Here is a 24099-nt window from a genome sequence, read left to right as displayed (position 1 = left end):
GGGGTGACCTTGACGCTCACGCTTTCGGCACCGGCCCTTCGTTGTCCGTGCCGAGGCTGTTTGCCCACGCCCGGGCCTGTTCCATCGAGACGAAACGTCCGGCGGTCACGTCGTCCAGTCCTTCCTGGATCAGGCGGCGCTTTTCTGCCTCGCGCGCGAGGTACTGGACGAGTGCTTTCTTGATGATCCACTGCCTTGGACGTTCGATCTGCTCTGACAATGCATCCACTTCTTCCGCCAGTTCGACGGGTACCTGTGCTGTCAGCGTTCGAGTCTCAGCTACCATCACATACCTCGAATATTGGTTAACAATACGGTCTATTATAAAACAATAATATCACCGTCATTGCTGCACTTCGCGAGCGTCTACAGCCTCGAGGAACCCTGGCGATGAGGGAAGGGCTTGTTCCAAAATGTTGGATTCCCGGGATTTTCGCGCCCCTGAACAAAGTTATTTGGGCGTTGAGAATATGATCTGACCCTGATAAAGTAACGATACGACTGAAAAACCGACAAAAACCGGTTTTCGGCTCGCCGCTCGCGCCGCGGCGCACGCCTGAGCAGATCCGCAGGAAATTTGGCGGATTTCGCTTCGAATTTTTCTCCCTGATCCACCCAAAATGGCTGATGCCCCCAGCCAGGCGTTGCCGCGCGTTTCTTTTTTGCGTTCTGACGGAGCTTCCATGCCCGCCATCGCCATTCCGACAAAGGTCGAGAGCGCCCGGACAACCTTCACCCCTGCGTTCCGGTTCGTCGCGCAGACCAACGACTCAGATGATGTCTTTGCTTGTGCCGCCATGCCAGTCGGCAAAACGATCGAAGAAGTGCGGGAAACCGCTATCGCCAAGACAAAGCATCCCGTGCGAGATCCGTACTATCTTGGCGAGACGCGGATTGCAGCACTGCTTGCTCAGCTAGGGCTCGTCGCGACCGTGTATCGAGAGATCGGTCGCGTGGCGGACATCCCGGATGTAGCGCTGATCCTCGTCGATTACAGCCCTGACATGGAGGTCGGCATATCCTTTTTCATCGTGCCGAGGCTAGCCATGCATCTGGCACGACGATCGAGTACGCGCTCGATCCGGCGCCGTGGTGCAAAGCCGCAGACCGCGTTCGCACTAACTTCAAGAACATCGCTGGTCATTGGGCGATCGGCCTCCACGTCATGAGTCCTGAGACGTTGTTAGAATCCGCTCCACGTACCGCGCGATCAGATCGATCTCCAGATTCACCTTCGAGCCGGCCTTCAAATGCCGCAACGTCGTCACTTCCACCGTATGCGGAATCAGGTTGATCGAAAACTCGCAGCCGTCCGGCCGGTCGTTCACCGAATTCACCGTCAGGCTCACCCCGTTCACGGTCACCGAGCCCTTATAAGCCAGATATTTACCGATATCGCGCGAGGCGAGAATCCGCAGTTCATGCGATTCGCCGACCGGCGCGAAATACGTCACTTCGCCCAAGCCATCCACATGTCCCGATACCAGGTGTCCGCCCAGCCGGTCATGCGCGCGCAGCGCCTTTTCGAGGTTGACATCGCCGGGATCGGACAGGCCGGCGGTCTTGTTCAGGCTCTCGCGCGAGACATCGACGGCAAAAGAAGTGGCCGACTTCTCGATCACGGTCATGCACGCGCCCTGGATGGAGATGCTGTCGCCCAGCTCGACGTCCGCGAGATCCAGCCCGCCTGATGCCACCGAAAGGCGTACGCCGGCATCGGCATCGGTGGCTGAACCCAACGGCGTAACCGCTTCAATGCGGCCCACCGCCGCGACAATTCCTGTGAACATCGTCGAGATTCCTTGGCTTTTCGCGTAAGCGTTAGATGATTGGTTTCGCGTCCGTCGGCGCATCCGTCTTCACCACGGCGAAGCGCGCGAGAATACGAAGGTCGTCGCCCATCCGGTCAATCCGATGAAACCGCAGATGCGGCCGGGCATCGAGTGTATCGGGTGGCGTGAAATCGAACATGCCCGGTGCGCTGCCCAGCAAACTCGGGGCGAGATACACCAGCAATTCGTCGACACATCCTTCACGCAGCAGCGAACCATTCAGCTTGTGGCCGGCTTCCACGTGCAGTTCGTTAATGCCGCGATCGGCGAGGATACCCAGCATGGCGGGCAGATCGACCTTGCCGTGTTCGTTCGTCAACGGCGTGAATTCGATACCGCGTTCACGCAGCGCATCGGCTTTCGCGGGGTCGGGCTGGTCGCCGCAGAACACCCACGGCGGTGCGCCTTCCAGAATCCGGGCAGTAAGCGGCACGTCCAGGCGGCTGTCGATCAGCACGCGTTGCGGCTGACGCGGCGTTTCAACAGCGCGCACGGTGAGTAGCGGATCGTCCTCGCGCACCGTGCCAATGCCCGTCAAGATCGCGCACGCCCGCGCGCGCCACGCATGACCGTCGGCACGGGCCGCTTCGCCGGTGATCCATTGACTCTCGCCGTTTGGCAAACCCGTGCGGCCATCCAGCGTGGCCGCGACTTTCATACGTACCCACGGACGGCGGCGTGTCATGCGCGACACGAAGCCGATGTTCATCTCGTGCGCCTCGTTGGCCAGAAGGCCGCAGCGCACATCGATACCCGCATCGCGGAGAATCGCCAATCCGCGTCCCGATACGGCCGGATTCGGATCTTCCATTGCGGCAATGACTCTGGCGACCCGCGCGTCGATCAACGCGTGCACGCACGGCGGCGTGCGGCCGAAATGGCTGCATGGTTCAAGCGTCACGTAGGCGGTCGAACCGCGCGGATCGTGGCCACGCGCCCGCGCGTCTTTCAATGCGCGAACCTCGGCATGATCCTGGCCGGCCGGCTGCGTGAAACCTTCGCCAATAACTTCACCATCCTTCACCAGCACACAGCCGACGCGCGGATTCGGCGTCGTCGTGTACATGCCGCGCGCGGCCAAGGCCAGCGCGCGCTCCATGTGCGAGAAATCGGTCTGCGAGAACATGGCGGCGGCTCTAGGCGGCGAGACGGGCGAAGGCGCCGCGAGCGGCGTCGAGCGTCGCGTCGATGACGGCGTCGTCGTGGGCGATCGAGACGAATCCCGCTTCATACGCCGATGGCGCGAAGTAGACGCCGGCATCGAGCATCGCGTGGAAAAACGCGTTGAAGCGCTTCGTGTCGCCTTGCATGACTTCAGCGAAACTCGCCGGGATGCGCTCGGCGAAATACAGGCCGAACATGCCGCCGATGGCGTCCGCCGAGAAGGGCACCTTCGCTTCCTTTGCAACGGCCGCGAGGCCGTCGGCGAGGCGTCGCGTTTGCTTGGTGAGCGTTTCGTAGAAGCCCGGCGCCTGGATCAGTTGCAAGGTCTTCAGCCCGGCTGCGACCGCGATCGGATTCCCCGACAACGTGCCTGCCTGGTACACGCCGCCAAGCGGCGCGAGATGCGCCATGATCTCCCGACGCCCGCCGAACGCCGCCGCCGGCATGCCGCCGCCGATCACTTTGCCGAGACACGTCAGATCCGGCTTGATGCCGTAGACCTGCTGCGCGCCGCCGAGCGCCACGCGAAAACCGCACATCACTTCATCGAAGATCAGTACCGAGCCGTGCTCGTCGCAGCGCTCGCGCAGCGCCTTCAGGAATTCGGGCGTGGCTTTCACGAGGTTCATGTTGCCGGCCACCGGCTCCACGATCACCGACGCGATTTCCGCGCCGAACGCAGCAAACGCCTCATTGAGCTGCTCGACATTGTTGTATTCGAGCACGGTCGTGTGCTTGGCGATATCGGCGGGAACGCCTGCCGACGTGGGGTTGCCGAACGTCAGCAGACCCGATCCCGCCTTCACGAGCAGGCTGTCGGCGTGGCCGTGATAACAGCCTTCGAACTTCACGATCCGATCACGCTTCGTGAATCCGCGAGCAAGGCGCAGCGCGCTCATCGTCGCTTCCGTGCCGCTGGACACCATGCGAACCTGCTCTATCGACGGCACCAGTTTGCAGATCTCTTCGGCAATCTCGACCTCGGACTCAGTCGGCGCACCGAACGAAAACCCGTTCACGAGCACGCGCTGCACGGCGTCGAGCACTTCGGGATGGACGTGTCCGAGGATCATCGGACCCCAGGAACCGATGTAGTCGATGTACTGCTTGCCATCGGCGTCCCAGAAATACGGACCCTGCGCACGTTCGACGAACCGCGGCGTGCCGCCGACCGAGCGAAACGCGCGCACCGGCGAGTTCACGCCGCCGGGGATGGTTTTCTGGGCGCGTTCGAAGAGAGTTTCATTTCTGGACATGACTGGACCTGCGCTGGATGACGGGTTCTGCGGAGAAGGGCTGCGGACGCCGGCTTCGACAAGCCTTGATCAGCGCCGGAAATTCAGTCCGGCGGGTCGGCGCGGCTGCAGGAAATCAAGATGAAATTGTACCGGAGTCGTCTGGATCGAGTCCGCGATGCTCGGGCCTGGCGCTGCATTCGAAAGCATTGAAGCCAAGCCGACGAAAGCGGGGCGCGTACAATGCACACTGTTTTAAGGCTTTGTTTAAGCCCTTCGTTTGTACGCCGGACGTGGCCGCCTCGAGGTTTTTCGCACTCGTTTCGTATTCGTTTCGCCACTCGCCAGTACCGAAAACTGCGCCTTTTCCTCAAGCTTCCTTTCGCCTCTCATGCCCGAAATCATCAAGCGCCGTGCCGATCGCCGACTGATCCTGCTGCTCGGCGCGCTGGCGGCGTGCGGTCCGCTTTCCATCGACATGTATCTGCCAAGCCTGCCGTCTCTCGCCGCCGCGTTCGGTACGACCGCGGCCGCGGCGCAGATCACGCTGACCAGTTTCATGCTCGGTTTTTCGCTCGGCATGCTCGTGTACGGTCCGCTCTCCGATGCCTACGGGCGCCGGCCGGTGCTGCTCGGCGGCATTGTGCTTTACACGTTCGCGAGCGTCGGCTGCGCGCTGTCGTTTTCCATCGATTCGCTGGTCGTCTTGCGCTTTCTGCAAGCGCTCGGTGCGGGTTCGGCGTCGGTGCTGGCACGGGCGATTGCACGCGATGCTCACGCGCCTTCCGACGCGGCTCGTGTGCTGTCGATGCTCGCCATCGTCACATCGATCGGGCCGCTGCTCGCGCCGTTGATCGGCGGGCAATTGCTGCTGCTTGGCGGCTGGCGCGCGGTCTTCGTCACGTTGACGCTGTTCGGCACGCTCTGCGCGGTGGCCACGTATTTGCGCGTGCCGGAAACCTGGCCGCGCGAGAAACGCGCGACCTCGGCGCTCGGGCGCTCGTTTGCCGCGTACGGCCGTCTTCTCACCGATCCCGTCACGTGGGGCCACGTGTTATGCGGCGGGATGGCGTTCGCTTCGATGTTCGCGTACATCACCGCGACGCCGTTTGTGTATATCGACTACTTTCATGTGAAGCCGCAGCACTACGGGTTTTTCTTCGGGCTGAACATCATCGGGATCATCGGCTGGAATGTGGTGAATACGCGGCTGGTCGGGCCGCTCGGATCGCTGAAACTGATCTCGATTGCGTCATTTGTCAGCGTGATCGCGGCGCTGGCGACGGCGTTCGTATGCATCACCGGGTTTGGCGGCTTGTGGTCGATCGTCGGCTGCCTGTTCTTCGTGGTCGGTGTCGTGGGTTTGTTGTCGGCCAATTGCACGACGGATTTGATGCATCGATACCCGCATAACGCGGGCGCCGCCGCCGCGATGTTCGGCGCGGTGCAACTGGCGCTCGGCGCGCTGGCGAGTCTTGCCGTGGGAGCGCTGCACGACGGTACGCCGAAGGGGATGGGAACCGTGATTGCGGTGACGGGCGTGTTGACGTTCGTCGGGCGCACGCTGGTATTGCGCTGGCATGGCACGCCGGTGCGGGCGAGTCGCGCGGGGTGATTTTTCAGCCCGCGCTCAGCAAACCCGGCAAATCATCACTCGCTGCCTACCATCCGCTGCAAAAACGTGAAGGCCGTCGCTTCCACTCGCGCGATGCTTTCCGCCTCCACGCCCGCGCCGTGACCGCCGTCGCGGTTCTCCAGATACCACACGCGGGCATGTCTTAGCGCCTGCATCCGTGCCGCCATCTTGCGGGCGTGGCCGGGATGCACGCGGTCATCGGTCGCCGATGACGTGAACAGCGCCGGCGGATAAACCGCATCGGCTTTCATGTTTTGATACGGCGAATAGGTCAACAGGAAGCGCAGGTCGTCGGCATTGTCAGGGTCACCGTATTCATCTATCCACGAAGCGCCTTGCAGCAGCAAATGAAAGCGTGCCATGTCGAGCAGCGGCACTTCCGACAGCACCGCGCCGAATAATTCCGGGCGCTGGACCAGCATGACGGCGGTGAGCAAGCCACCATTGCTGCCGCCACGAATGGCGAGTTGTTTCGATGTCGTCACGCCCGATGCCACCAGCGCTTCTGCAACTGCGATGAAGTCATCGAAGGCGACCTGACGTTTCTCTTGCTGCGCCGCTTGATGCCATTCCGGCCCGAATTCGCCACCGCCGCGAATGTTCGCGACGGCGTACAACCCGCCACGTTCGAGCCATGCCATGCCGGTGGTTGCATCGTAATGCGGGTCGAGCGCGACTTCGAAACCGCCATAGCCGTAAAGCAGGCAGGGCGCGGTTTCCTGACCTTTTACGTTCGCTTCGCGGCCGACCAGCCAGTAGGGAATTTCGACGCCATCGGATGAGGTCGCGTGGCGACGTTCAGCGATAAGACCCGTGGCATCGAATTGAGCCGGAAGGCGCGCGAGAAGCTGCCATTCGCGTTCCGGCTGCGCGAGATCGGCGTGGTAAAGCGACGGCGGTGTGAGGAAATGCTCGACGTGAACGAGCACGGTGTCGTCGCGTTCGCTATCGATGGAATCCACGTACGACTGACTCGCTGCAGGCAACGCGAAGTCGCGGCGGGTCCAGTCGCCTTTCAGCTCAGCGGGCGGCGCGAGCAATTCAACGCGCGGCGACCCGTCATCCATCTGCGATACAACCAGCCAGTGCTTCGTGAAGTCGATATCGGCGAGGACGTTGCGGCCCGATGGCATGAACAGCACGGTGAAATCGCGTGCGCCTTTGAGGAATTCATCACGGCGGGTGACGAGCAGTGAACCGCTTGCGTAGGTTGCATCGCCTGCTTCGTAGGACTCGCGCGGCGTGACAAACAGCCAGCCGTTCCAATGTTCGAGTTCCGCGTGCGGAGGGACGTCGTATTGCTGCCACTCGCCGGTGGTTTCATCGAGCCAGTATTGAAGCGTCTCGAAGAACGAGGTCGCGCGTGAGGCGAGATGCAGGTTTTCGAGTTGATCGTAGTCGACGCCCGCGGATACATCGCGACGCTTGCCCTCGAAGACCACGGGGGCATCAGCGAGCTTCGTGCCGCGCTTCCATTTGCGCGCCTGGCGCGGAAAACCGGAGGTGGTCAGCGCGGGTTTCTTGCTGTGCGCACTATCGTCCCAGCCGACATACACCGTGTCGCGATCGATCCACGAGATGCCGTGCTTGCCGACATCGGGCAGCGTGAATCCATCTGCAACGAACGTGCGCGATTCAATATCGAATTCGCGGACCATGCACGCGTCCGAGCCTCCCGGCGACAAGCTCACCAACGCCCGGTCCCAGGTGGGGTAGAGCATGTCGAAGTCATGCAGCGCCCAGCGGATTGCTTCGCCTTCTTCGCTTTCGTTCGTGGGGGCGTTGTTCAAGTCGAGCGCGTCGACGTCAAGGATGATCTGCCACGCGGGCTTACCTGCGAGCCATGCAGCCCACGGCGTACGGCGCACGATGCCCAGCGGATTCTGCTCATCTTGCCACGTGTTGTAGCCCCAGTCGCCATAACGCGAGCAGGACACGATGCGCTCCTGCGACGTGTAGGCCTTCGCCAGCCTTTTCGTGAGTTTGTCGGTGTCCGGGGCCTTACCGAAGGCTTCGGTCGTGCGCGCGTTCTGCGCGCTGACCCAGACGTCGACGCGCGGGTCATCAAGCGCTTCCAGTTCGATGAATGGATCGATGCCATCGGCAATGCGCCATTCGAGTTCGGGATGCTGGCTGAGGAAAGAATCTGTCATCGTTTTAAGCAGAGCCTGCAAGGTAGTTGCGGACGAGCGCGGGCAGGCGGCGGCCGGTTTGTTCAGGAATTCGGAAGGGGAATTGTGCCTTACTGCGGGGGAGCGTTCGACGCAAACGAAAAAACCGCGCAGCCCTTTCGGTCTGCGCGGCTTCAACCAGCCTTTTCAGCAACAACGCTTAAGCCAGCCGTTCTTCCGTCTTCGAATCGAACAACACAGCCTTCGATACATCGAACAACAGCGTCATATTCGTCAGCGGTTGCGGGTTCGATGCCGGGTGCACGCGGCTCACCACGCGCTTGCCGTTAACTTGCGCAAAAACCAGCGTATCCGGCCCGGTCGGCTCGATCACGTCGATCTTCACGTCGATCGGCTGCAACCGCGCATCCTCGAGGTTATGCGCACCACGAGCATCCGTAATCCGCTCCGGACGCAGTCCAAGAATCACGTTCTGACCAATCTTGCTGCGCACCGCGGCGGCATCGAACGGCAGATTCAGTACGGTACGCGACACGCCCGTGTCGATCTCAAGCCCGATACCCGAGCCAGCCTCGACCAGCTTTCCATCGATGAAATTCATCGGCGGCGCGCCAATGAAACCCGCCACGAACAAATTCGCCGGCGAATCATAGATATCCTGCGGTGCGCCGAACTGCTGCACTACGCCGTCCTTCATCACCGCGATCCGATCGCCCAGCGTCATGGCTTCGATCTGATCGTGCGTCACGTACACAATCGTCGTACCCAGGCGCTGATGCAGCAACTTGATCTCCGAACGCATCTCGATCCGCAGCTTCGCATCCAGGTTCGACAACGGCTCGTCGAACAGGAACATCACCGGATCGCGAGCCAGCGCACGGCCCATTGCCACACGCTGACGCTGACCGCCCGACAACTGACCCGGCTTGCGGTCCAGCAAATGCTGGATCTGCAGCGTATCCGACACGCGCGTCACGATCGCCTTCTGCTCGTCCTTTGGCACCTTGCGGATGTTCAGGCCGAACGAGATGTTCTCGCGCACGGTCATGGACGGATACAGCGCGTACGACTGGAACACCATCGCAATGTCGCGATCCTTCGGCGAGAGGTTATTCACCGTCTTGCCGTCGATCATGATGTCGCCCTTGGTGACCGTCTCCAGCCCGGCGATCATATTGAGCAACGTGGACTTCCCGCAGCCCGAACCGCCCACGAGGATCAGGAACTGACCATCATCGATATCGATGTTCACGCCCTTCAGAACGGGGACGCCGTTCGCATAAGTCTTGTACACGTCACGGATTGAAAGGCTTGCCATGCTATGAATCCTTTAATGTCTCTGCGCTGAGTATCTTCGTGCGCGCATCAGTTGATCTTCTACCGCGGGCGCCAGCCTTGAGTGAGGGGCGCCCTGCGGAAATCAGCCCTTCACCGCGCCCGCTGTCAGGCCGCGCACGAAGAACCGGCCGGCGACCATGTAGACAAGCAGGGTGGGCAGGGCGGCAATGATCGCAGCAGCCATGTCGACGTTGTATTCCTTCACACCCGTCGATGTGTTGACCAGGTTGTTCAGGGCGACGGTGATCGGCATTGAATCGACGCCGGAGAACACGATACCGAACAGGAAGTCGTTCCAGATCTGCGTGAATTGCCAGATCAGGCACACCATGAAAATAGGCAGCGATACCGGCATCAGGATCTTCGTGAAGATGGTGAAGAAACCCGCACCGTCAATGCGCGCCGCTTTCACCAGTTCCGCCGGAATGCTCACGTAGAAATTGCGGAAGAACATGGTGGTGAACGCAATACCGTAGACCACGTGCACCAGTACCAGACCGGTCGTGGTGTTAGCGAGTCCGAGCATGCCTTGCAAACGCGCCATCGGCAAAAGGATGGCCTGGAAGGGGATGAAACAACCCACCAGCAACATCGTGAACACCGCGTCGGCGCCGCGGAAGCGCCAGTGCGTGAGCACATAACCGTTGAACGCGCCGATTATCGACGAGAGCAGCACGGCCGGGATCACCATGCGCACGGAGTTCATGAAGAACGGTTCCATGCCGTCGCAACGCACGCCGGTACACGATTGCGACCACGCCTTGACCCACGGCGCGAACGTGAATGTGGTGGGCGGCGTGAGCAGGTTGCCGGAGCGCAACTGGTCGAGGTCCTTGAAGGACGTCGAGAGCATCACGTAGATCGGGAACAGGAAGTACAGGGCAAACAGAACCAGCGCCGCATAGATGACGGCGCGGCTGATCGTCATCTTAGAGTCCATTTCGCGTGCTCCTCGATTCCAGATACATGAGCGGCACGAGCACGGCGACGACGGTGGCGAGCATCATCATCGACGAAGCGGCGCCCAGGCCCAGTTGTCCGCGATTGAACGAAAACGTGTACATGAACATGGCCGGCAACGACGACGACGTGCCCGGACCGCCCGCGGTCAACGCAACCACGAGGTCGAAGGTCTTGATGGTGATGTGGCAGAGAATCAGCAGCACGGAGAAAAACACGGGGCGCATGCTGGGAATCACGATCTGGCGATAGATTCGCGGCAATGAAGCGCCGTCCATCTGCGCGGCCTTGAAGATTTCCGCGTCCACGCCGCGCAAACCGGCGAGGAACAGAGCCATGACAAAGCCCGTCGATTGCCACACGGCTGCGATCACCACGCAGAAGATCGCCTTGTCGGGGTTACCCAGCCAGTCGAACGAAAAGCTCGTCCAGCCCCAGTCGTGGAAGACCTTTTCGAGCCCGAGGCCAGGGTTCAGGATCCATTGCCACGCCGTACCCGTCACGATGAACGACAACGCCATCGGATAGAGAAAGATCGCGCGCAACGCACCTTCATTGCGGATCTTCTGATCGAGCAGGATGGCCAGGAACAGGCCGAGCCCGACGCAGATCGCAATGAACGGAATGCCAAACCAGCCGAGATTCGCAGCGGACGTCCACCAGACGTCGTTCGAGAACAGCTCCGTGTAGCGCTGGAAACCGGTGAAGTCGTAGCGCGGCATCAATCGCGAATTGGTCAGCGAAAGATAACCGGTGATCAAAATAAAGCCGTACACGAACACGAGCGCAATGAGCACGCTAGGCGCAAGTACCAGCTTAGGGATGTATGTATCGGCAAGCGCCGCCAGAGGCGACGTGCGGCGGGGCGGGGTGCGCGAAGTCTTGCTCGCGATACCGCTAGGGGAGGCAGCCACTTCTCGACTCCTGAAAATTTGCCGGCAAGAGTCTCAGGCCGGAACAGGGATACAGCGGTTTTTACTTACAACAAATTTCGGTTCGGACGCGTTCCAGCAAAGCCGGAACACGCCCGATTACGACCTGAAACGCTTACTTCGTCTTCGCGGCATTCGCGAGAGCAGCCACTGCGCTCTTCGAGTCCTGCGTCGAGTTCATGAACTTCGTCACGACGTCGGTAATGGCGCCCGCCGTTGCGTCGCCTTGCGCCATGCCGTGAGCCAGCGACGGCACATAACCGCCCGACTTGATCGCGGTCTGTTCATCGGCGTACGACTTCTTCGCGCAATCGTCAAACTTGGCCATCGACACGCCCAGGCGAACCGGGATCGAACCCTTGTTCAGGCTGAATTGCTCCTGGAAGTCAGGCGTCATGATGGTCTTGGCCAGTGCCAGTTGACCCGGCGTGGCTTCCTTCGCGCCCTTCTGCTGGAAGAACACGAACGAGTCGACGTTGAACGTGTAAGCCTTTTCCGTGCCCGGAACCGCTACGCAGACATAGTCCGAGCCGGCTTTCTTGTTCGCGCCCGCGAACTCGCCCTTGGCCCAGTCGCCCATGAACTGCATGCCGGCCTTGCCGTTGATGACCATGGCGGTGGCGAGGTTCCAGTCACGGCCGGTACGGCCGTTATCGAAGTACGACTGGACCTTGCGGACCGTGTCGAACACCTTGACCATCTGGTCCGAGCTCAGCGTCTTCGGGTCCAGATCGACAAGCGCCTTCTTATAGAAGTCCGAACCCTGCGACAGCACCACGTCTTCCCACAGCGTCAGGTCTTGCCACGGCTGGCCGCCTGCTGCCACCGGAACGATGCCGTTCGCTTTCATCTTGTCGGCCACGGCGAAGAATTCCGGCCAGGTGGTCGGCACTTTGCCGCCTGCCTTATCCAGCGCGTCCTTGTTGATATACAGCCAGTTCACGCGATGCACCGAGAACGGCGCGCCTACGTAGTGACCGCCTGCGTGCATGATCTTGTCGATTTCCGGCGGCAGGTTCTTCTTCCAGTCGCCTGCAATCGAGTCGATCGGCACCAGCACGCCTTGATCAGCCCATTCCTGGATCAGCGGACCCTTGATCTGAGCCGCCGACGGGGCGTTGCCCGAGATCACCTGCGTCTTCAGTGCGGTCATGGCCGCGGCGCCCGCGCCACCGGCAACCGCGAAGTCCTTCCAGGTGTAGCCCTGCTTCGTCATGTCGTCCTTCAACACGCCGATCGCCTTCGATTCACCGCCCGACGTCCACCAGTGCAGCACAGACACGGCTTCTGCAGCCTGAACCGCTTGAGCCGCCACGCCGCACAACAGACCTGCGGCGCCGAGCGCGCCGATGAGCTTGCGAAATTTCATTGTTTATCTCCTCCGAACACCTGAACAAAAAACGATTGGCCCCTGATGCCGCCAGGAAGCGATGGCTGGAACATGAACAAACTTGAAGTGGCCGGAATCGGCGGTGTCGGCGGGATAAGGCCAGCGTTTTCCAGGGCAAGAAGCCTTGGGCGCGCCAGCTTGGCCGGCAGACCAAACCACGGCCACACGGCTCTCAAGAGATGAGTGTGTCGAATCGCAACTGTTGTCTCCTCTTTTGATTTTTGCCCGTTCACACTGGCGTCGACCAGCGTGGCGTGCGTCCGGGGTCTCGCATGAAGCGGCTTTCGCCCTTGCTGCGACGCGGCCTTACGGCAAAAGCGTCAACGGCTCAGGTCAATTACCATGCAACTAGACATGAATCTCCGGGAAAACACGCATGTTCTGATTGACTAAGTGTTTTTTTCCGGGATCACGTTACCCCTTGATTTGAATTGTAGTTAAACTACAATTCAGTGTCAAAAAAAATTTTATTGGACTACGGTCCATCAGAACCCCTGCGGAGACACATGCAAAACGACTCGAATTTCACGTTCGTTCTGTTCGGCGGAACAGGCGATCTTTCGATGCGCAAGATTCTGCCGGCGCTGTTCGAAGCGCATCGTGGCGGAATGCTTGCGGAAGGCGGCAAGATCGTCGCGGTGGCGCGCGCGGCTGAAGATCGCGATGCGTATCTGAACTGGGTCGACGAACACGTCAAACCGCACGTCTCGAAGAATGGTGTCGACGACTCGGTGTGGAAGGGTTTCCTCGCGCGCTTTGTGTACGTGAGGCTCGATCTCGGCAAGCCGGAAGACTTCAAGCTGCTGCGCGAAGCCGTGAACGAACTCGGCGGCACGCGCGTGTTTTATCTCGCGACAGGTCCGTCGCTGTTCGTGCCGATCTGCCGTGCGCTCGCCGATGTCGGCCTGAACGAAAACGCGCGGATCGTGCTGGAAAAGCCGCTGGGTTACGACTTGAAGTCGTCGAAGGCAATCAACGACGCTGTCGGCGAGATCTTCGCGGAAGAGCAGATCTACCGGATCGACCACTATCTGGGTAAGGAACCGGTGCAGAACCTGCTCGCGCTGCGTTTCGGCAATGCGCTGTTCGAACCGCTGTGGCGGCGCGAATGGGTGGAAAGCATCCAGATCACGATTGCTGAAGAACTCGGCGTGGAAGCGCGCGGCGATTTCTACGACAACACCGGCGCCTTGCGCGACATGGTGCAGAACCACTTGCTGCAGCTGCTTTCCATCGTGACGATGGAACCGCCGCACTCCATGGATTCCGATTCCGTGCGCGATGAAAAACTGCGGGTGCTGCGCGCGCTCAAGCCCGTCGATCCGCGTGACATCAGCAAGGTCACGGTGCGCGGCCAATATCATGCGGGCGTGATCAAGGGCACGTCGGTGCCGGCGTACGCCACCGAAAAGGGTGTGCGGCCCGACAGCCATACGGAGACGTTTGTCGCGTTGAAGGTCGAGATCGAAAACTGGCGCTGGGCTGGCGTGCCGTTTTTCCTTCGCACCGGCAAGCGGCTCGCGGACCGGACGGCGGAGATTGTCGTGAATTTTCGCCCCGTGCCGCACTCGGCGCTGGGTGCGAACGCGTTGCGCGCGGGAGCGAACCGGTTAGTGATTCGCCTGCAGCCGAACGAAACCATCCGCCTGTATTGCCTCGCGAAGCAACCTGGCGAAGGCATGAATCTCGCGAGCGTCCATCTGGATCTCGCCTTCGACAAGTTCTTCAAGGAAGGGCAGATGGAGGCGTACCAGCGCCTGCTGCTCGACGTGATCAACGGGCGTCTCGCGTTGTTCGTGCGTCGTGATGAGCAGGAAGCGGCGTGGCGTTATGTGGAACCGATCCTGGACGAATGGGCGGCGTCGCAGAAACCGCCGAAGCCTTATGCTTCGGGCACCTGGGGACCGGCGGCCGCAAGCGCGATGCTGGCGCAGCACGGAACGTGCTGGCTGGAAGAAGAGAATTGAAGCTGGAGAAGCTGGAGTTGAGACCGTTGTAATGGGTCGGTGGAACGTGTTCTAAGACGTACGTGCTGTAGACATGTTGCAATTAAAGCCGAGACAAATCCTGTTGCGCGACGCAGAAGCGGGTTCAAGCGTTGTCGCAACGGGCGAAATGAAACCAAAACAAGGCAGCATGGAGGAGCAGTGATCGAGCTTCATACTTTTGACGAGCCAAGCGTCCAATCCGACGCATTGGCAGAAGCGGTAGGCGACGCGCTTACCGCAACGCTCGCGGCTCGCGGAGCGGCGTCGGCAGATGCCGCTGTGGCTGGCAACCGCACCCAACACGCAACGCTCGCCGTATCGGGCGGCACGAGCCCGAAGCCATTCTTGCAAACCCTTTCGACCCGCGCGCTCGACTGGGCGCATATCGACGTCACCCTGGTCGACGACCGCTGGGTGCCGGAGACCGACAGCGCAAGCAATGCGCGCCTCGCGCATGAAACGCTGTTGCAGAACGCGGCGAGCGGCGCCTATTTCCTGCCGCTGGTGGACACGTCGCGTCCGCTGGACGCGCACATTGCCGACCTGAACGCAGATGCACAGCGCCGGGTGCCGGATGTCGCCGTGCTCGGCATGGGTGAAGACGGGCATACGGCGTCCATTTTCGCCGATGCGCCCGAGTGGGATTTCGCCATATCGACCGCTGACCGGTTTATCTCGGTTCATCCGGGCAGTGCGCCGCACGCGCGTGTTTCCTTGTCGATGTCTGCGCTCAAAGACGTCAAGCAGCTCTATCTGTTCATTAGTGGCCAGAAGAAGCTGGATGTACTAAACGCTGCGCTTGCCGCGCCGCAAAAAAACGCCATCTCGACGTTGGCTAATGCTCAAGGAGTCAGGCTCGATGTCTACTGGTGTGCAAAGTAAGGCCGTACCGGTAGCGGCCGGAAGTCAGCACGCCGACGGACCAAGGCTTTTGGCCGATGTTGGCGGCACGAACGCGCGTTTTGCGCTCGAAGCGGCGCCGGGCGTGATTGGCGAAATCCGCGTGTATCCCGGCCGCGACTATCCGGGCATTGCTGAAGCGATGCAGCAATATCTGAAGGACATCAAGGTGAGCCGCGTCAATCACGCGGCCGTGGCGATCGCGAATCCGGTGGACGGCGATCACGTCTCGATGACGAATCACGACTGGAGCTTTTCGATCGAGGCCACGCGCCGCGCGCTTGGCTTCGACACGCTGCTGGTCGTCAACGACTTCACCGCTTTGGCCATGGCGTTGCCTGGCCTGACCGATGCACAGCGGGTGCAAGTCGGCGGCGGTTCACGCCGGCAGAACAGTGTGATCGGCTTGCTTGGGCCGGGTACGGGCCTGGGCGTGTCCGGCCTGATTCCTGCCGATGACCGCTGGATCGCACTTGGCAGCGAAGGTGGCCATGCGAGCTTCGCGCCGTCGAATGAACGCGAAGACCTGGTGATGCGGTTTGCGCGCATGAAATGGCCGCATGTGTCGTTCGAACGCGTGGCGGCTGGCCCCGGTCTTTTGCTGATTTATCAGGCGCTTGCCGACCGCGATGGCGTGAGCGTGCCGGACGATCTCGAATCGGCCGGCATCACGCAGCGCGCGCACGATGGCGAGGCGCTCGCACTTGAAACCGTCAATTGTTTCTGCGGGATTCTCGGCACGTTTGCCGGCAATATCGCGGTGACGTTGGGTGCGCTGGGCGGGATATTTATTGGCGGCGGGGTGGTGCTGAAGCTGGGCGAGTTGTTCACGAAGTCGCCGTTTCGCGAGCGCTTTGAAGCGAAAGGGCGCTTTCAGCAGTATTTGTCGAGCGTGCCCACGTTCATCATCACGGCGGAATATCCGGCGTTTCTCGGGGTATCGGCGATTCTGTCCGAGCAACTGTCGAATCGCGCGAACGGCGGCTCGTCCGCGGTGTTCGAGCGTATCCGCCAGATGCGCGATGCATTGACGCCTGCCGAGCGCCGTGTGGCCGACCTTGCGCTGAACCATCCGCGTTCGATCATCAATGATCCGATTATCGATATTGCTCGCAAAGCTGACGTCAGCCAGCCGACGGTGATCCGTTTTTGCCGGTCGCTCGGTTGCCAGGGCTTGTCGGATTTCAAGCTGAAGCTGGCGACGGGTTTGACCGGCACGATACCGGTGAGTCACAGCCAGGTGCATCTTGGCGACACCGCCACGGATTTCGGCGCGAAGGTGCTCGACAATACCGTGTCGGCCATCCTGCAACTGCGTGAGCACCTGAACTTCGATCACGTGGAACGTGCCATCGATATCCTTAATGGTGCCCGGCGAATCGAGTTTTATGGGTTGGGCAATTCGAACATCGTGGCGCAGGACGCGCACTACAAGTTCTTCCGTTTTGGTATCCCGACCATTGCTTATGGCGACCTGTACATGCAGGCGGCGTCGGCGGCGTTGCTGGGCAAGGGCGATGTGATTGTGGCTGTATCGAAGTCGGGGCGTGCGCCTGAGTTGTTGCGTGTGCTTGAGATTGCGATGCAGCAGGGCGCGACGGTCGTGGCCATTACGTCGAGCAACACGCCGTTGGCGAAGCGCGCGACGGTGGCGCTGGAAACCGATCACATTGAGATTCGTGAATCACAGATGTCGATGATTTCGCGCATTCTGCATCTCGTGATGATCGACATTCTTGCGGTTGGCGTGGCGATCCGTCGAGCGGTGCCGAACGCGAGCGCTGACGTGAGTGAGGCGATGACGAAGGTGCGGGAAGCGGGCGACGACGACACGGGCGCAGTGCTTGACTGGCTGAGTCACGGCGCGGCGGGCATAGCACGTGATTAACGGCGTTTGATTGACTGCGGCAGTAAGAGGCCGCCGATGCGAGATTCGCATCGGCGGCTTTTGTGTTTGGGGCTGGCCGAACGCAAAGCGCGCAAATGACACAGATGACACAAGAGACAAGAAGCGGTACGGGTTTTTGGGGCGCTTGAACTTGCCCGAGAGTGTTGGTGGCGAAGCGTGTTCGTGTCGGGATTCGCGAGAAGGAGGGTTTCAAGCATTGGTGAGTCTGGCGAGCACCGTGCTATCAGGTGCCAAAAACTTCTAGCCTGCACGCTAGGGACACTAACTTGCCCGTGGTTGGAAACGCGTTTCTTTGCTTCGTTTCTTTGCGCGTTTACAAAGAAATGACGTGCTGCCACGCACAGTGGCTAATAGTGATAAAAAAAATCAGCTAACTCCCGCAGCCCACTAACACTGAAAGCAGCAACCCGGCACCAACCCCCTCCCACGAGCGCAAGAACCCGAAACCCCAACCCCCAACCCCCAACCCCGAGTGCGAACGCCCCCTTCGCTGGTGCCGACAAAAATAAAAAACGGTGCGATGCCCTTTCGGACACCGCACCGATACGCGCCTCTCGCAGCAGCGTGAAAACCTTATAAGTCTCTCTCTGTCGCCCTTGCTCCGGCTATTTCGTTCAGCTTAGAACGAGTGCTGGATACCAGCGTACACACCAGACTGGCTGTGACCCGGCAGCGGGTTGTCGGTGGAAACCGTGTCACCCGCAGCGTTCGCGTTCAGGCCGTAGTTGGCCGTCTTGCTGTTGCGCACTGTCGCGATCTGGATGTCGAGCAGCGTGCGCTTCGACAGGTTGTACGTGCCACCAACGGTGTAGATGTTGCCGTTGCCGCCGCCCTTGTTCGCATTGACGTGATAGACCGCTGCGATCAAAGCTGCAGCCGGCGTTGCTTGCCACGTTACGCCACCCCATTCCTGATCGGTTGAGGTCGAACCGGACACCGACGTTGATGCTGCGCCGCCTGAAGTACGCGATGCCTGATACACGGCCTGCAACTTGAATTGGCCCAGGAACACGTTCGCGCCGAGCATGTATTCACGCGAGAAGTTGTACGGGTCGGTAAGCGCGCCGTTGGCCGGGTTGCGAATTTCGTCGTACAGGCCACGGATCTGGAACAGCGATGCCGTGTACGTGATCTGCGCACCAGCCTCACGGCCCTGAGCCGTCGTGCCGTTACCGTTCCAGCTCGTTGCGTTCGACAAGGCGTACTGACCGTAGAAGTCAAAGCCTGCGATCTTCGGCGATTGGTACGACACGTTGTTGCTCGATTGCGGCCAGTTGCGGCCACGTACCAGCGAAGCCGACGACCAGTTCGACTGACCGAACGGATCGAAGTCCCACACGCCGTTCGAGATGAAGAGTTCGCGACCCAGCAAGAAGGTACCGAACTGGTCATTGGCGATACCGACTGTCGCCCAGCGATTGAAGAGGCCGCCACCGCCCGGGCCCGCGCCGGTCATGGTGTTGAAGCTGCCTTCCAACTGGAACACGGCCTTGTTGCCGCCACCCAGATCTTCAACGCCCTTCATACCCCACAGGCTGGTACCCCAGTCGCCCGATTCTGCGCGGAAGCGGTGTCCGCTGCCGGTAGCAGCGCCGCCAGCAGTAGCCGAGGTTGTCGGCACGCCCGTCATGTATTCCAGACCGGCGTCGAGCCGGCCATAGAGCGTCACGCTACTTTGGGCGTGTGCCGCAACGCCGACCGTCAGCAGCGAAGCCGCGAGCAAAGCTTTCTTCATCATCTCCTCCAACCCTGTCAAAAAATAGAAGCCCAAGTGCGGCGGTATTGGTTCGGTGTCAGCGCACCGAACCGGAAACTATTTAGAGGGGTGACACCCGAAGGGGCGGTGTCCGTGACGTGGGGCGGCATGTCGAATGATCCTCCCGCGTCACAACCAACCTTTGGGATTGGTGTCTCCTCAGTTCTTTTTGAAGTAAAACTACTTTTAATGAACTTCGTTTCCGTACTTTGATTACTAATTTAGCAAAATACCTTTGTGCCGCCAAGAAAATTGTTGTTTGCCTACTTTCTGTCTCGAAAATGCAATGATTGGTGTGTTGCGAGATTGCACAAACTATGGGAAACGACTCGAAAAGCCTTATGGGATAAGGAAGTCAGCGCTCTTTAATCTTAACGCTATGGATTGCCTCTATTGACGGACGATGCGCGTGAGGTTAATACGCCGGAGCTTAAAAACGAGTGCGTGTTTAGATATAACAACTAAAAAAGCGCCCCTTGGGGCGCTTTCAGATTTCCATCTCCGGTTGCATGTAGTTTTACTTCAGGCTGCCCGACAGAAATTGCCTGAGGCGCTCGCTGCGGGGATTGCCGAAAACGGCGTCGGGATGTCCTTCCTCCTCAATACGTCCCTGATGCAGGAACACCACGTGATTCGACACGTTGCGGGCGAACGCCATTTCGTGCGTCACCACGATCATCGTGCGGCCTTCCTCGGCCAGCGTCTGCATCACCTTCAGCACTTCACCCACCAGTTCGGGATCGAGCGCAGAGGTGGGTTCATCGAAGAGCATGACGTCGGGATGCATGGCCAGCGCACGCGCAATCGCCACGCGTTGCTGCTGGCCGCCCGACAGATGCGATGGATACTGTTTTTCCAGCCGAGGAGCCAGTCCCACTTTCTCGAGATACCTGCGTGCCCGGTCCTGGGCTTCCTGCTTCGATAACCCCAGCACCTTGAGCGGCGCTTCCATCACGTTTTCCATCACGCTCAGGTGCGACCACAAGTTGAAGTGCTGGAACACCATGGACAAGCGTGTGCGCATGCGCTGCAACTGCTTGGGCTCAGCCACTTTCAGCGCGCCGTACTTGTCCTTGAGCGTACGGATCTCCTCGCCATCGACGAAAATCCGGCCCTGGTTCGGCTGTTCCAGAAAGTTGATGCAGCGAAGCATCGTGCTCTTGCCCGACCCCGACGAGCCGATGATGCTGATCACATCGCCGGCTTTCGCCCTTAGCGAAACGCCCTTCAGGACCTCGTTGTCGCCGTACTGCTTGTGCAGGTCGTCGACGAAAAGCTTGGATGCCGGTGTATTCATGATGTGCCGATCCTTGAGGCTTATTTACCCTGCGGCCGCAAGTAGGCGAGCCAGTGATACTCGGCACGGCGAAACAGCCACACGAGCGCGAACGAGATAAACAGATAGAGCAGGGCGGCGATGCCGAACGCCTGGAACGACTGATACGTAGCGGAGTTCACATCGCGGGCGATCTTGAGGATGTCCGGCACGGTCGCGGTGAACGCGACGGTGGTGGCATGCAGCATCAGGATCACTTCGTTGCTGTAGTACGGGAGCGCCCGGCGCAGCGCCGACGGCAGGATCACGCGCCGGTAAAGCGTGAACGACGACATTCCGTATGCACGCGCCGCTTCGATCTCACCGTAAGGCGTCGCGCGGATTGCGCCGGCGAAGATCTCGGTCGTGTACGCGCAGGTGTTCAGCGTGAATGCGAGCAGCGTGCAGTGCATGCCATCGCGGAAAAACTGGTTGAGCAGCACGTGGTCGCGGACCACCTGCAAGCTGTAGAGGCCCGTGTAGCAGAGCAGCAGTTGCACGTAGAGCGGCGTGCCGCGAAAGATATACGTGTAGACCCAGACGCCGCGCGAGAGAAACTTGTTTTTCGATACCCGCGCGACCGACAACGGGATCGACAGGCAGAAGCCGAGCGCTATCGATACAACCAGCAGCCACAAGGTGATGGCAAGGCCGGTGACGCGATAACCGTCGGTGAACAAATAGTTGCGCCAGTATTCCTGGATGATGTCGAGCATGGATTCCGCCGCGTGGGGTGTCTGGATTCGCTGGTTTTTATCTTTGAGCGAGGGCGCTGGAACAGAAACGCCGCATGCTGCTTATGGCTCGCTTACGACTCGTTTATGACTCGTTTATGGCTAAAGATCGGCCTTGCGCACGCCCGACGAGTAACGCCGTTCGAGCCACATCAGCACGAGATTCGACAGCGTCGTGATCACGAGATAAACCGCGCCGGCGAGCAACGTGAAAAAGAAGAACCGCAACGTGCCCTTGCCGGCGTCCTGGGCGGCCTTCACCACGTCCGCCAGACCGATGATCGACACCAGGGCCGTCGCTTTCACCATCACTTGCCAGTTATTGCCGATGCCCGGCAGCGCGAAACGCATCATCTGCGGAAACATGATCCGCGAGAAGGTTTGCCACGGCGTCATGCCGTATGCCGCGCCCGCTTCAAGCTGGCCGCGCGGCACCGAGAGAAACGCACCGCGGAAGGTTTCGGTGAAATACGCGCCGTAGATAAAACCGAGCACGACGACGCCGGCGACGAACGGGTCGATATCGATCTGATCCCAGCCCAGGAAGTCGGTGAGGTGATTGAGCCAGATCTGGATGCTGTAGAACAACAGCAGCATGAGCACGAGATCGGGAACACCGCGCACGAGCGTCGTGTAGATCGTACCGACGCCCGACGAGACGCGGTTTCTCGACAGTTTCGCCGCCGCGCCAAGGAGGCCGATCACGAATGCGAACACGAGCGACAAGACCGCCAGCTTGACGGTTTGCCATGTGCCCGAGAGGATAAGCGGCCCGTAGCCTTGCAGAAACATGGTGATTCCTTGATGACGTGCGCTTGGGCCGTGGCCTTTGCTGTTGCCTGTTCAGCCGCGTTTTTTTGCCTGAATTCGCGTGGCCGCCATTGTCGTCGCTTCGACCGCGCTTAGGTGCCCCGCTGCCACCCGACCATCTTCGGCGGTGCTTATTCTAGGTGTCCAAAATTGGTGCGCTTTGCCGAGAACGGCCTCAGAGCCGAAAAAAACCGCGACATCGGCTGAAATCTCCGGCTGCGCGTCGAGGCTTTCCCGGCGCGGCTTTCCGGCGAGGCATAGAATCTTCCGGCACCCGGCGACCTCTGAAAAGGCCGGTATTCTACCCGAAGCCGCAGTGAGCGCCCGGACGTCGATCCAGGCTTCCGGTTCTCCGATATCCCCGGGCAACGCCACGCATTGTCACGATTACATGCATTTTCGGGACGGTGTGGTGCCCGCGCAGGCGGTTGTCGAGCGGGCTGTGCGCCCTTACATTCTCTCCATCGCAATATCACCGGGAGTTCGACATGTTCGAAATTCGACGCGCCAATGAACGCGGCCACGCTAACCACGGCTGGCTCGATTCGTATCACAGCTTTTCTTTCGCCGGCTATGACGACCCGAAGCACGTGCATTTCGGCGCGCTGCGGGTGATCAACGAAGATCGCGTCGCGGGCGGCCAGGGTTTCGGGGCACACGGCCATCGCGACATGGAGATCATCAGTTATGTGCTCGAAGGCGGACTGGCGCATAAGGACAGCATGGGCAACGGCTCGACCATCCATCCTGGCGACGTTCAGCGCATGAGCGCCGGCACGGGCGTGCGGCACAGCGAGTTCAACGGCTCAGCCACTGAGACCGCGCATTTCCTGCAGATCTGGATCATCCCCGACACAATGGGCAATGCGCCGGACTACGAGGAGAAGCATTTCGACGACGCTGAAAAGCGTGGCCGGCTGCGGGTGATTGCATCGCCGAATGGGCGGGATGGCGCCGTGAAGCTGGGTGCCGATGCTGAGGTTTACGCAGGTCTTTTCGATGGCGAAGAGCGCGCCGAATTCGACGTGCCGGCGGGGCGTCGTGTTTATGTTCACGTAGCGCGGGGAGCGATTTCGGTGAACGGCGAAGCGCTGGTTGCCGGCGACGCTGCGAAGCTCGAAGGGGTGTCGAAGGTCACGCTGGATCAAGGCGCCGGCGCAGAAGTCATCCTGTTCGATCTGGCATAAACGACGTTAGCGGTTGGTCTTGCCGGCTTCGGCTGGATAGATGGGCAGAAGGCCGCGGAAGTCATTCCGCGGCCTTTTTGATGTGCGCTTCGATTTGCCCGGATGGTGTCCGGATGCTGCCGCAGCGTGGTGTGTACTGCGGTGTACCGCGGCGTACTGCGATCGTTTCGCCCGGCCGCGGGTCGGCGGCTCGTCGGACGCCATTGGATTGAACCGGCGAACCGTGCCGGTTCAATCCTCGTCGCTGATTCTTAAGCAACGATCAAGGATTGGCCGCCGACGCGCCTCCCTGCATGCCACGGTGCTCACCCCAGTGCTCCCGGCGCGCTTCCATTTTTGCAAAACGCTGCTTGAGCGCCGTGCTGACCGTGGTTTTCTGCTGGTCGTTCAGCGCGTTATAGAAGTTAAGCCATGCGGCGCTGGTCTGGTCGCGCAACTGGGCGTTCTGTTGCTCGATCTTCTGATGCGCCGCGTACATGGCGTTCAGATCGAGGATGGGTTGCTGTTTGACTGTTTGCATTTGTGCACGCATCTGCTCGTGGCTTTGACGCATGGCCGCATGATTCTGCTTCATGGTCTCGAGCGCGGATTGCCACAGCTTTTCCTGGTCTGCGTTGAGATTCAGTTGGCCGTGCAACTTGTCCAACTCTTTCTTCATCCGCATTTCCATTTTATGCCCGTCATGACCGCCGGGGCCGCCCATCATGCCCGGGCCTGCGGGCGGCTGCGCGTCCGGCGCGGCTGCGCTGGCGGCGTTGACCGCGCCAAGCGATAAAGCGAGCGCAGCAGCGGTGATGGCAAGGAATCGGGACTGCTTCAACATGGTGTACTCCTTTTGATTTTCAAAGCCGATCTGGCGGCGCCTTTTCGATGGTCACGCC

21 protein-coding genes are annotated in these 24099 nt (G+C 60.3%); 6 read left to right on the top strand and 15 right to left on the bottom strand.

Going from position 1 to position 24099, the window contains the following annotated elements:
* Positions 1 to 16: 16 nt before the first annotated feature.
* Both M0D69_RS01075 and M0D69_RS01070 read right to left on the bottom strand, forming a co-directional pair.
* Positions 17 to 286, bottom strand: a complete 270-nt coding sequence (locus tag M0D69_RS01075) for a CopG family ribbon-helix-helix protein (protein WP_301780240.1) — start codon at positions 284 to 286, stop codon at positions 17 to 19.
* 165 nt (positions 287 to 451) lie between these two features.
* Positions 452 to 694, bottom strand: a complete 243-nt coding sequence (locus M0D69_RS01070) for a hypothetical protein (RefSeq protein ID WP_301780239.1) — start codon at positions 692 to 694, stop codon at positions 452 to 454.
* Here M0D69_RS01070 and M0D69_RS01065 point away from each other — a divergent pair.
* On the top strand, positions 684 to 1169 hold the full coding sequence (locus M0D69_RS01065) for a hypothetical protein (RefSeq protein WP_301780238.1): 486 nt from the start codon (positions 684 to 686) through the stop codon (positions 1167 to 1169). The genes M0D69_RS01070 and M0D69_RS01065 overlap by 11 nt on opposite strands.
* Here M0D69_RS01065 and M0D69_RS01060 read toward each other — a convergent pair.
* Genes M0D69_RS01060 through hemL form a run of 3 tightly spaced genes read right to left on the bottom strand, consistent with a single transcriptional unit; the run spans position 1164 to position 4252 of the window.
* Complete coding sequence (locus tag M0D69_RS01060) at positions 1164 to 1790, bottom strand: riboflavin synthase (protein ID WP_301780237.1); 627 nt, start codon at positions 1788 to 1790, stop codon at positions 1164 to 1166. The genes M0D69_RS01065 and M0D69_RS01060 overlap by 6 nt on opposite strands.
* A gap of 31 nt (positions 1791 to 1821) precedes the next feature.
* Positions 1822 to 2958, bottom strand: a complete 1137-nt coding sequence (gene ribD / locus M0D69_RS01055) for a bifunctional diaminohydroxyphosphoribosylaminopyrimidine deaminase/5-amino-6-(5-phosphoribosylamino)uracil reductase RibD (RefSeq protein ID WP_301780236.1) — start codon at positions 2956 to 2958, stop codon at positions 1822 to 1824.
* 10 nt (positions 2959 to 2968) lie between these two features.
* The gene (gene hemL, locus M0D69_RS01050; RefSeq protein WP_301780235.1) at positions 2969 to 4252 is read right to left on the bottom strand and encodes a glutamate-1-semialdehyde 2,1-aminomutase; all 1284 of its coding nucleotides are present in this window, start codon (positions 4250 to 4252) and stop codon (positions 2969 to 2971) included.
* A gap of 370 nt (positions 4253 to 4622) precedes the next feature.
* On the opposite strand from hemL, the gene M0D69_RS01045 reads away from it, so the two are divergent.
* Positions 4623 to 5846 (top strand): Bcr/CflA family multidrug efflux MFS transporter, encoded by a 1224-nt coding sequence (locus M0D69_RS01045; protein ID WP_301780234.1) that lies wholly within the window; start codon positions 4623 to 4625, stop codon positions 5844 to 5846.
* 35 nt (positions 5847 to 5881) lie between these two features.
* On the opposite strand, the gene M0D69_RS01040 is transcribed toward M0D69_RS01045, so the two are convergent.
* The 5 genes from M0D69_RS01040 to M0D69_RS01020 all read right to left on the bottom strand — a co-directional run bounded on the left by M0D69_RS01040 (position 5882) and on the right by M0D69_RS01020 (position 12598).
* A complete protein-coding gene (locus M0D69_RS01040; RefSeq protein ID WP_301780233.1) occupies positions 5882 to 8020 on the bottom strand; it encodes a prolyl oligopeptidase family protein in 2139 nt (712 codons plus the stop codon).
* Between the two features lie 178 nt (positions 8021 to 8198).
* A complete protein-coding gene (locus M0D69_RS01035; protein ID WP_301780232.1) occupies positions 8199 to 9317 on the bottom strand; it encodes an ABC transporter ATP-binding protein in 1119 nt (372 codons plus the stop codon).
* Between the two features lie 102 nt (positions 9318 to 9419).
* Complete coding sequence (locus M0D69_RS01030) at positions 9420 to 10277, bottom strand: carbohydrate ABC transporter permease (RefSeq protein ID WP_301780231.1); 858 nt, start codon at positions 10275 to 10277, stop codon at positions 9420 to 9422.
* Complete coding sequence (locus M0D69_RS01025) at positions 10267 to 11190, bottom strand: carbohydrate ABC transporter permease (RefSeq protein ID WP_367619671.1); 924 nt, start codon at positions 11188 to 11190, stop codon at positions 10267 to 10269. Before M0D69_RS01025 ends, M0D69_RS01030 begins: the two co-directional genes overlap by 11 nt.
* 154 nt (positions 11191 to 11344) lie before the next feature.
* Positions 11345 to 12598 (bottom strand): ABC transporter substrate-binding protein, encoded by a 1254-nt coding sequence (locus M0D69_RS01020; RefSeq protein WP_301780229.1) that lies wholly within the window; start codon positions 12596 to 12598, stop codon positions 11345 to 11347.
* Between the two features lie 527 nt (positions 12599 to 13125).
* Between M0D69_RS01020 and zwf the strand changes: the two genes are divergently transcribed.
* From zwf to M0D69_RS01005, 3 genes are all read left to right on the top strand, one after another.
* Entirely contained in the window at positions 13126 to 14586 is a 1461-nt protein-coding gene (zwf, locus tag M0D69_RS01015; RefSeq protein WP_301780228.1) for a glucose-6-phosphate dehydrogenase, read from the top strand.
* A gap of 180 nt (positions 14587 to 14766) precedes the next feature.
* Positions 14767 to 15489: a 6-phosphogluconolactonase gene (gene pgl / locus M0D69_RS01010; protein WP_301780227.1), complete on the top strand. Its 723-nt coding sequence runs from the start codon at positions 14767 to 14769 to the stop codon at positions 15487 to 15489.
* Positions 15467 to 17395 carry a bifunctional transcriptional regulator/glucokinase gene (locus M0D69_RS01005; protein ID WP_301780226.1) on the top strand — a complete coding sequence of 643 codons (1929 nt, stop codon included), beginning with the start codon at positions 15467 to 15469 and terminating at the stop codon, positions 17393 to 17395. The genes pgl and M0D69_RS01005 overlap by 23 nt, the downstream gene beginning before the upstream one ends.
* A 640-nt stretch (positions 17396 to 18035) precedes the next feature.
* On the opposite strand, the gene M0D69_RS01000 is transcribed toward M0D69_RS01005, so the two are convergent.
* The 4 genes from M0D69_RS01000 to M0D69_RS00985 all read right to left on the bottom strand — a co-directional run bounded on the left by M0D69_RS01000 (position 18036) and on the right by M0D69_RS00985 (position 22013).
* Entirely contained in the window at positions 18036 to 19151 is a 1116-nt protein-coding gene (locus M0D69_RS01000) for a porin (protein ID WP_301780225.1), read from the bottom strand.
* Positions 19152 to 19689: 538 nt separating this feature from the next.
* On the bottom strand, positions 19690 to 20469 hold the full coding sequence (locus M0D69_RS00995; protein ID WP_301780224.1) for an ABC transporter ATP-binding protein: 780 nt from the start codon (positions 20467 to 20469) through the stop codon (positions 19690 to 19692).
* A 20-nt stretch (positions 20470 to 20489) separates the two neighbouring features.
* Positions 20490 to 21203: an ABC transporter permease gene (locus tag M0D69_RS00990; RefSeq protein WP_301780223.1), complete on the bottom strand. Its 714-nt coding sequence runs from the start codon at positions 21201 to 21203 to the stop codon at positions 20490 to 20492.
* Positions 21204 to 21323: 120 nt separating this feature from the next.
* On the bottom strand, positions 21324 to 22013 hold the full coding sequence (locus tag M0D69_RS00985) for an ABC transporter permease (RefSeq protein ID WP_047896227.1): 690 nt from the start codon (positions 22011 to 22013) through the stop codon (positions 21324 to 21326).
* A gap of 506 nt (positions 22014 to 22519) precedes the next feature.
* Here M0D69_RS00985 and M0D69_RS00980 point away from each other — a divergent pair.
* Positions 22520 to 23218, top strand: a complete 699-nt coding sequence (locus M0D69_RS00980; RefSeq protein WP_301780222.1) for a pirin family protein — start codon at positions 22520 to 22522, stop codon at positions 23216 to 23218.
* Positions 23219 to 23480: 262 nt separating this feature from the next.
* Here the strand turns inward: M0D69_RS00980 and M0D69_RS00975 are convergent, their stop codons facing one another.
* Entirely contained in the window at positions 23481 to 24041 is a 561-nt protein-coding gene (locus tag M0D69_RS00975) for a periplasmic heavy metal sensor (RefSeq protein WP_301780221.1), read from the bottom strand.
* Positions 24042 to 24099: the final 58 nt, after the last annotated feature.

The sequence above is a fragment of the Caballeronia sp. SEWSISQ10-4 2 genome, from assembly GCF_030464885.1.
In the GTDB taxonomy this organism is placed as follows: domain Bacteria; phylum Pseudomonadota; class Gammaproteobacteria; order Burkholderiales; family Burkholderiaceae; genus Caballeronia.
Note: the sequence above shows the minus strand (reverse complement) of the source record. Positions and strands in the feature narration are given on the sequence as shown.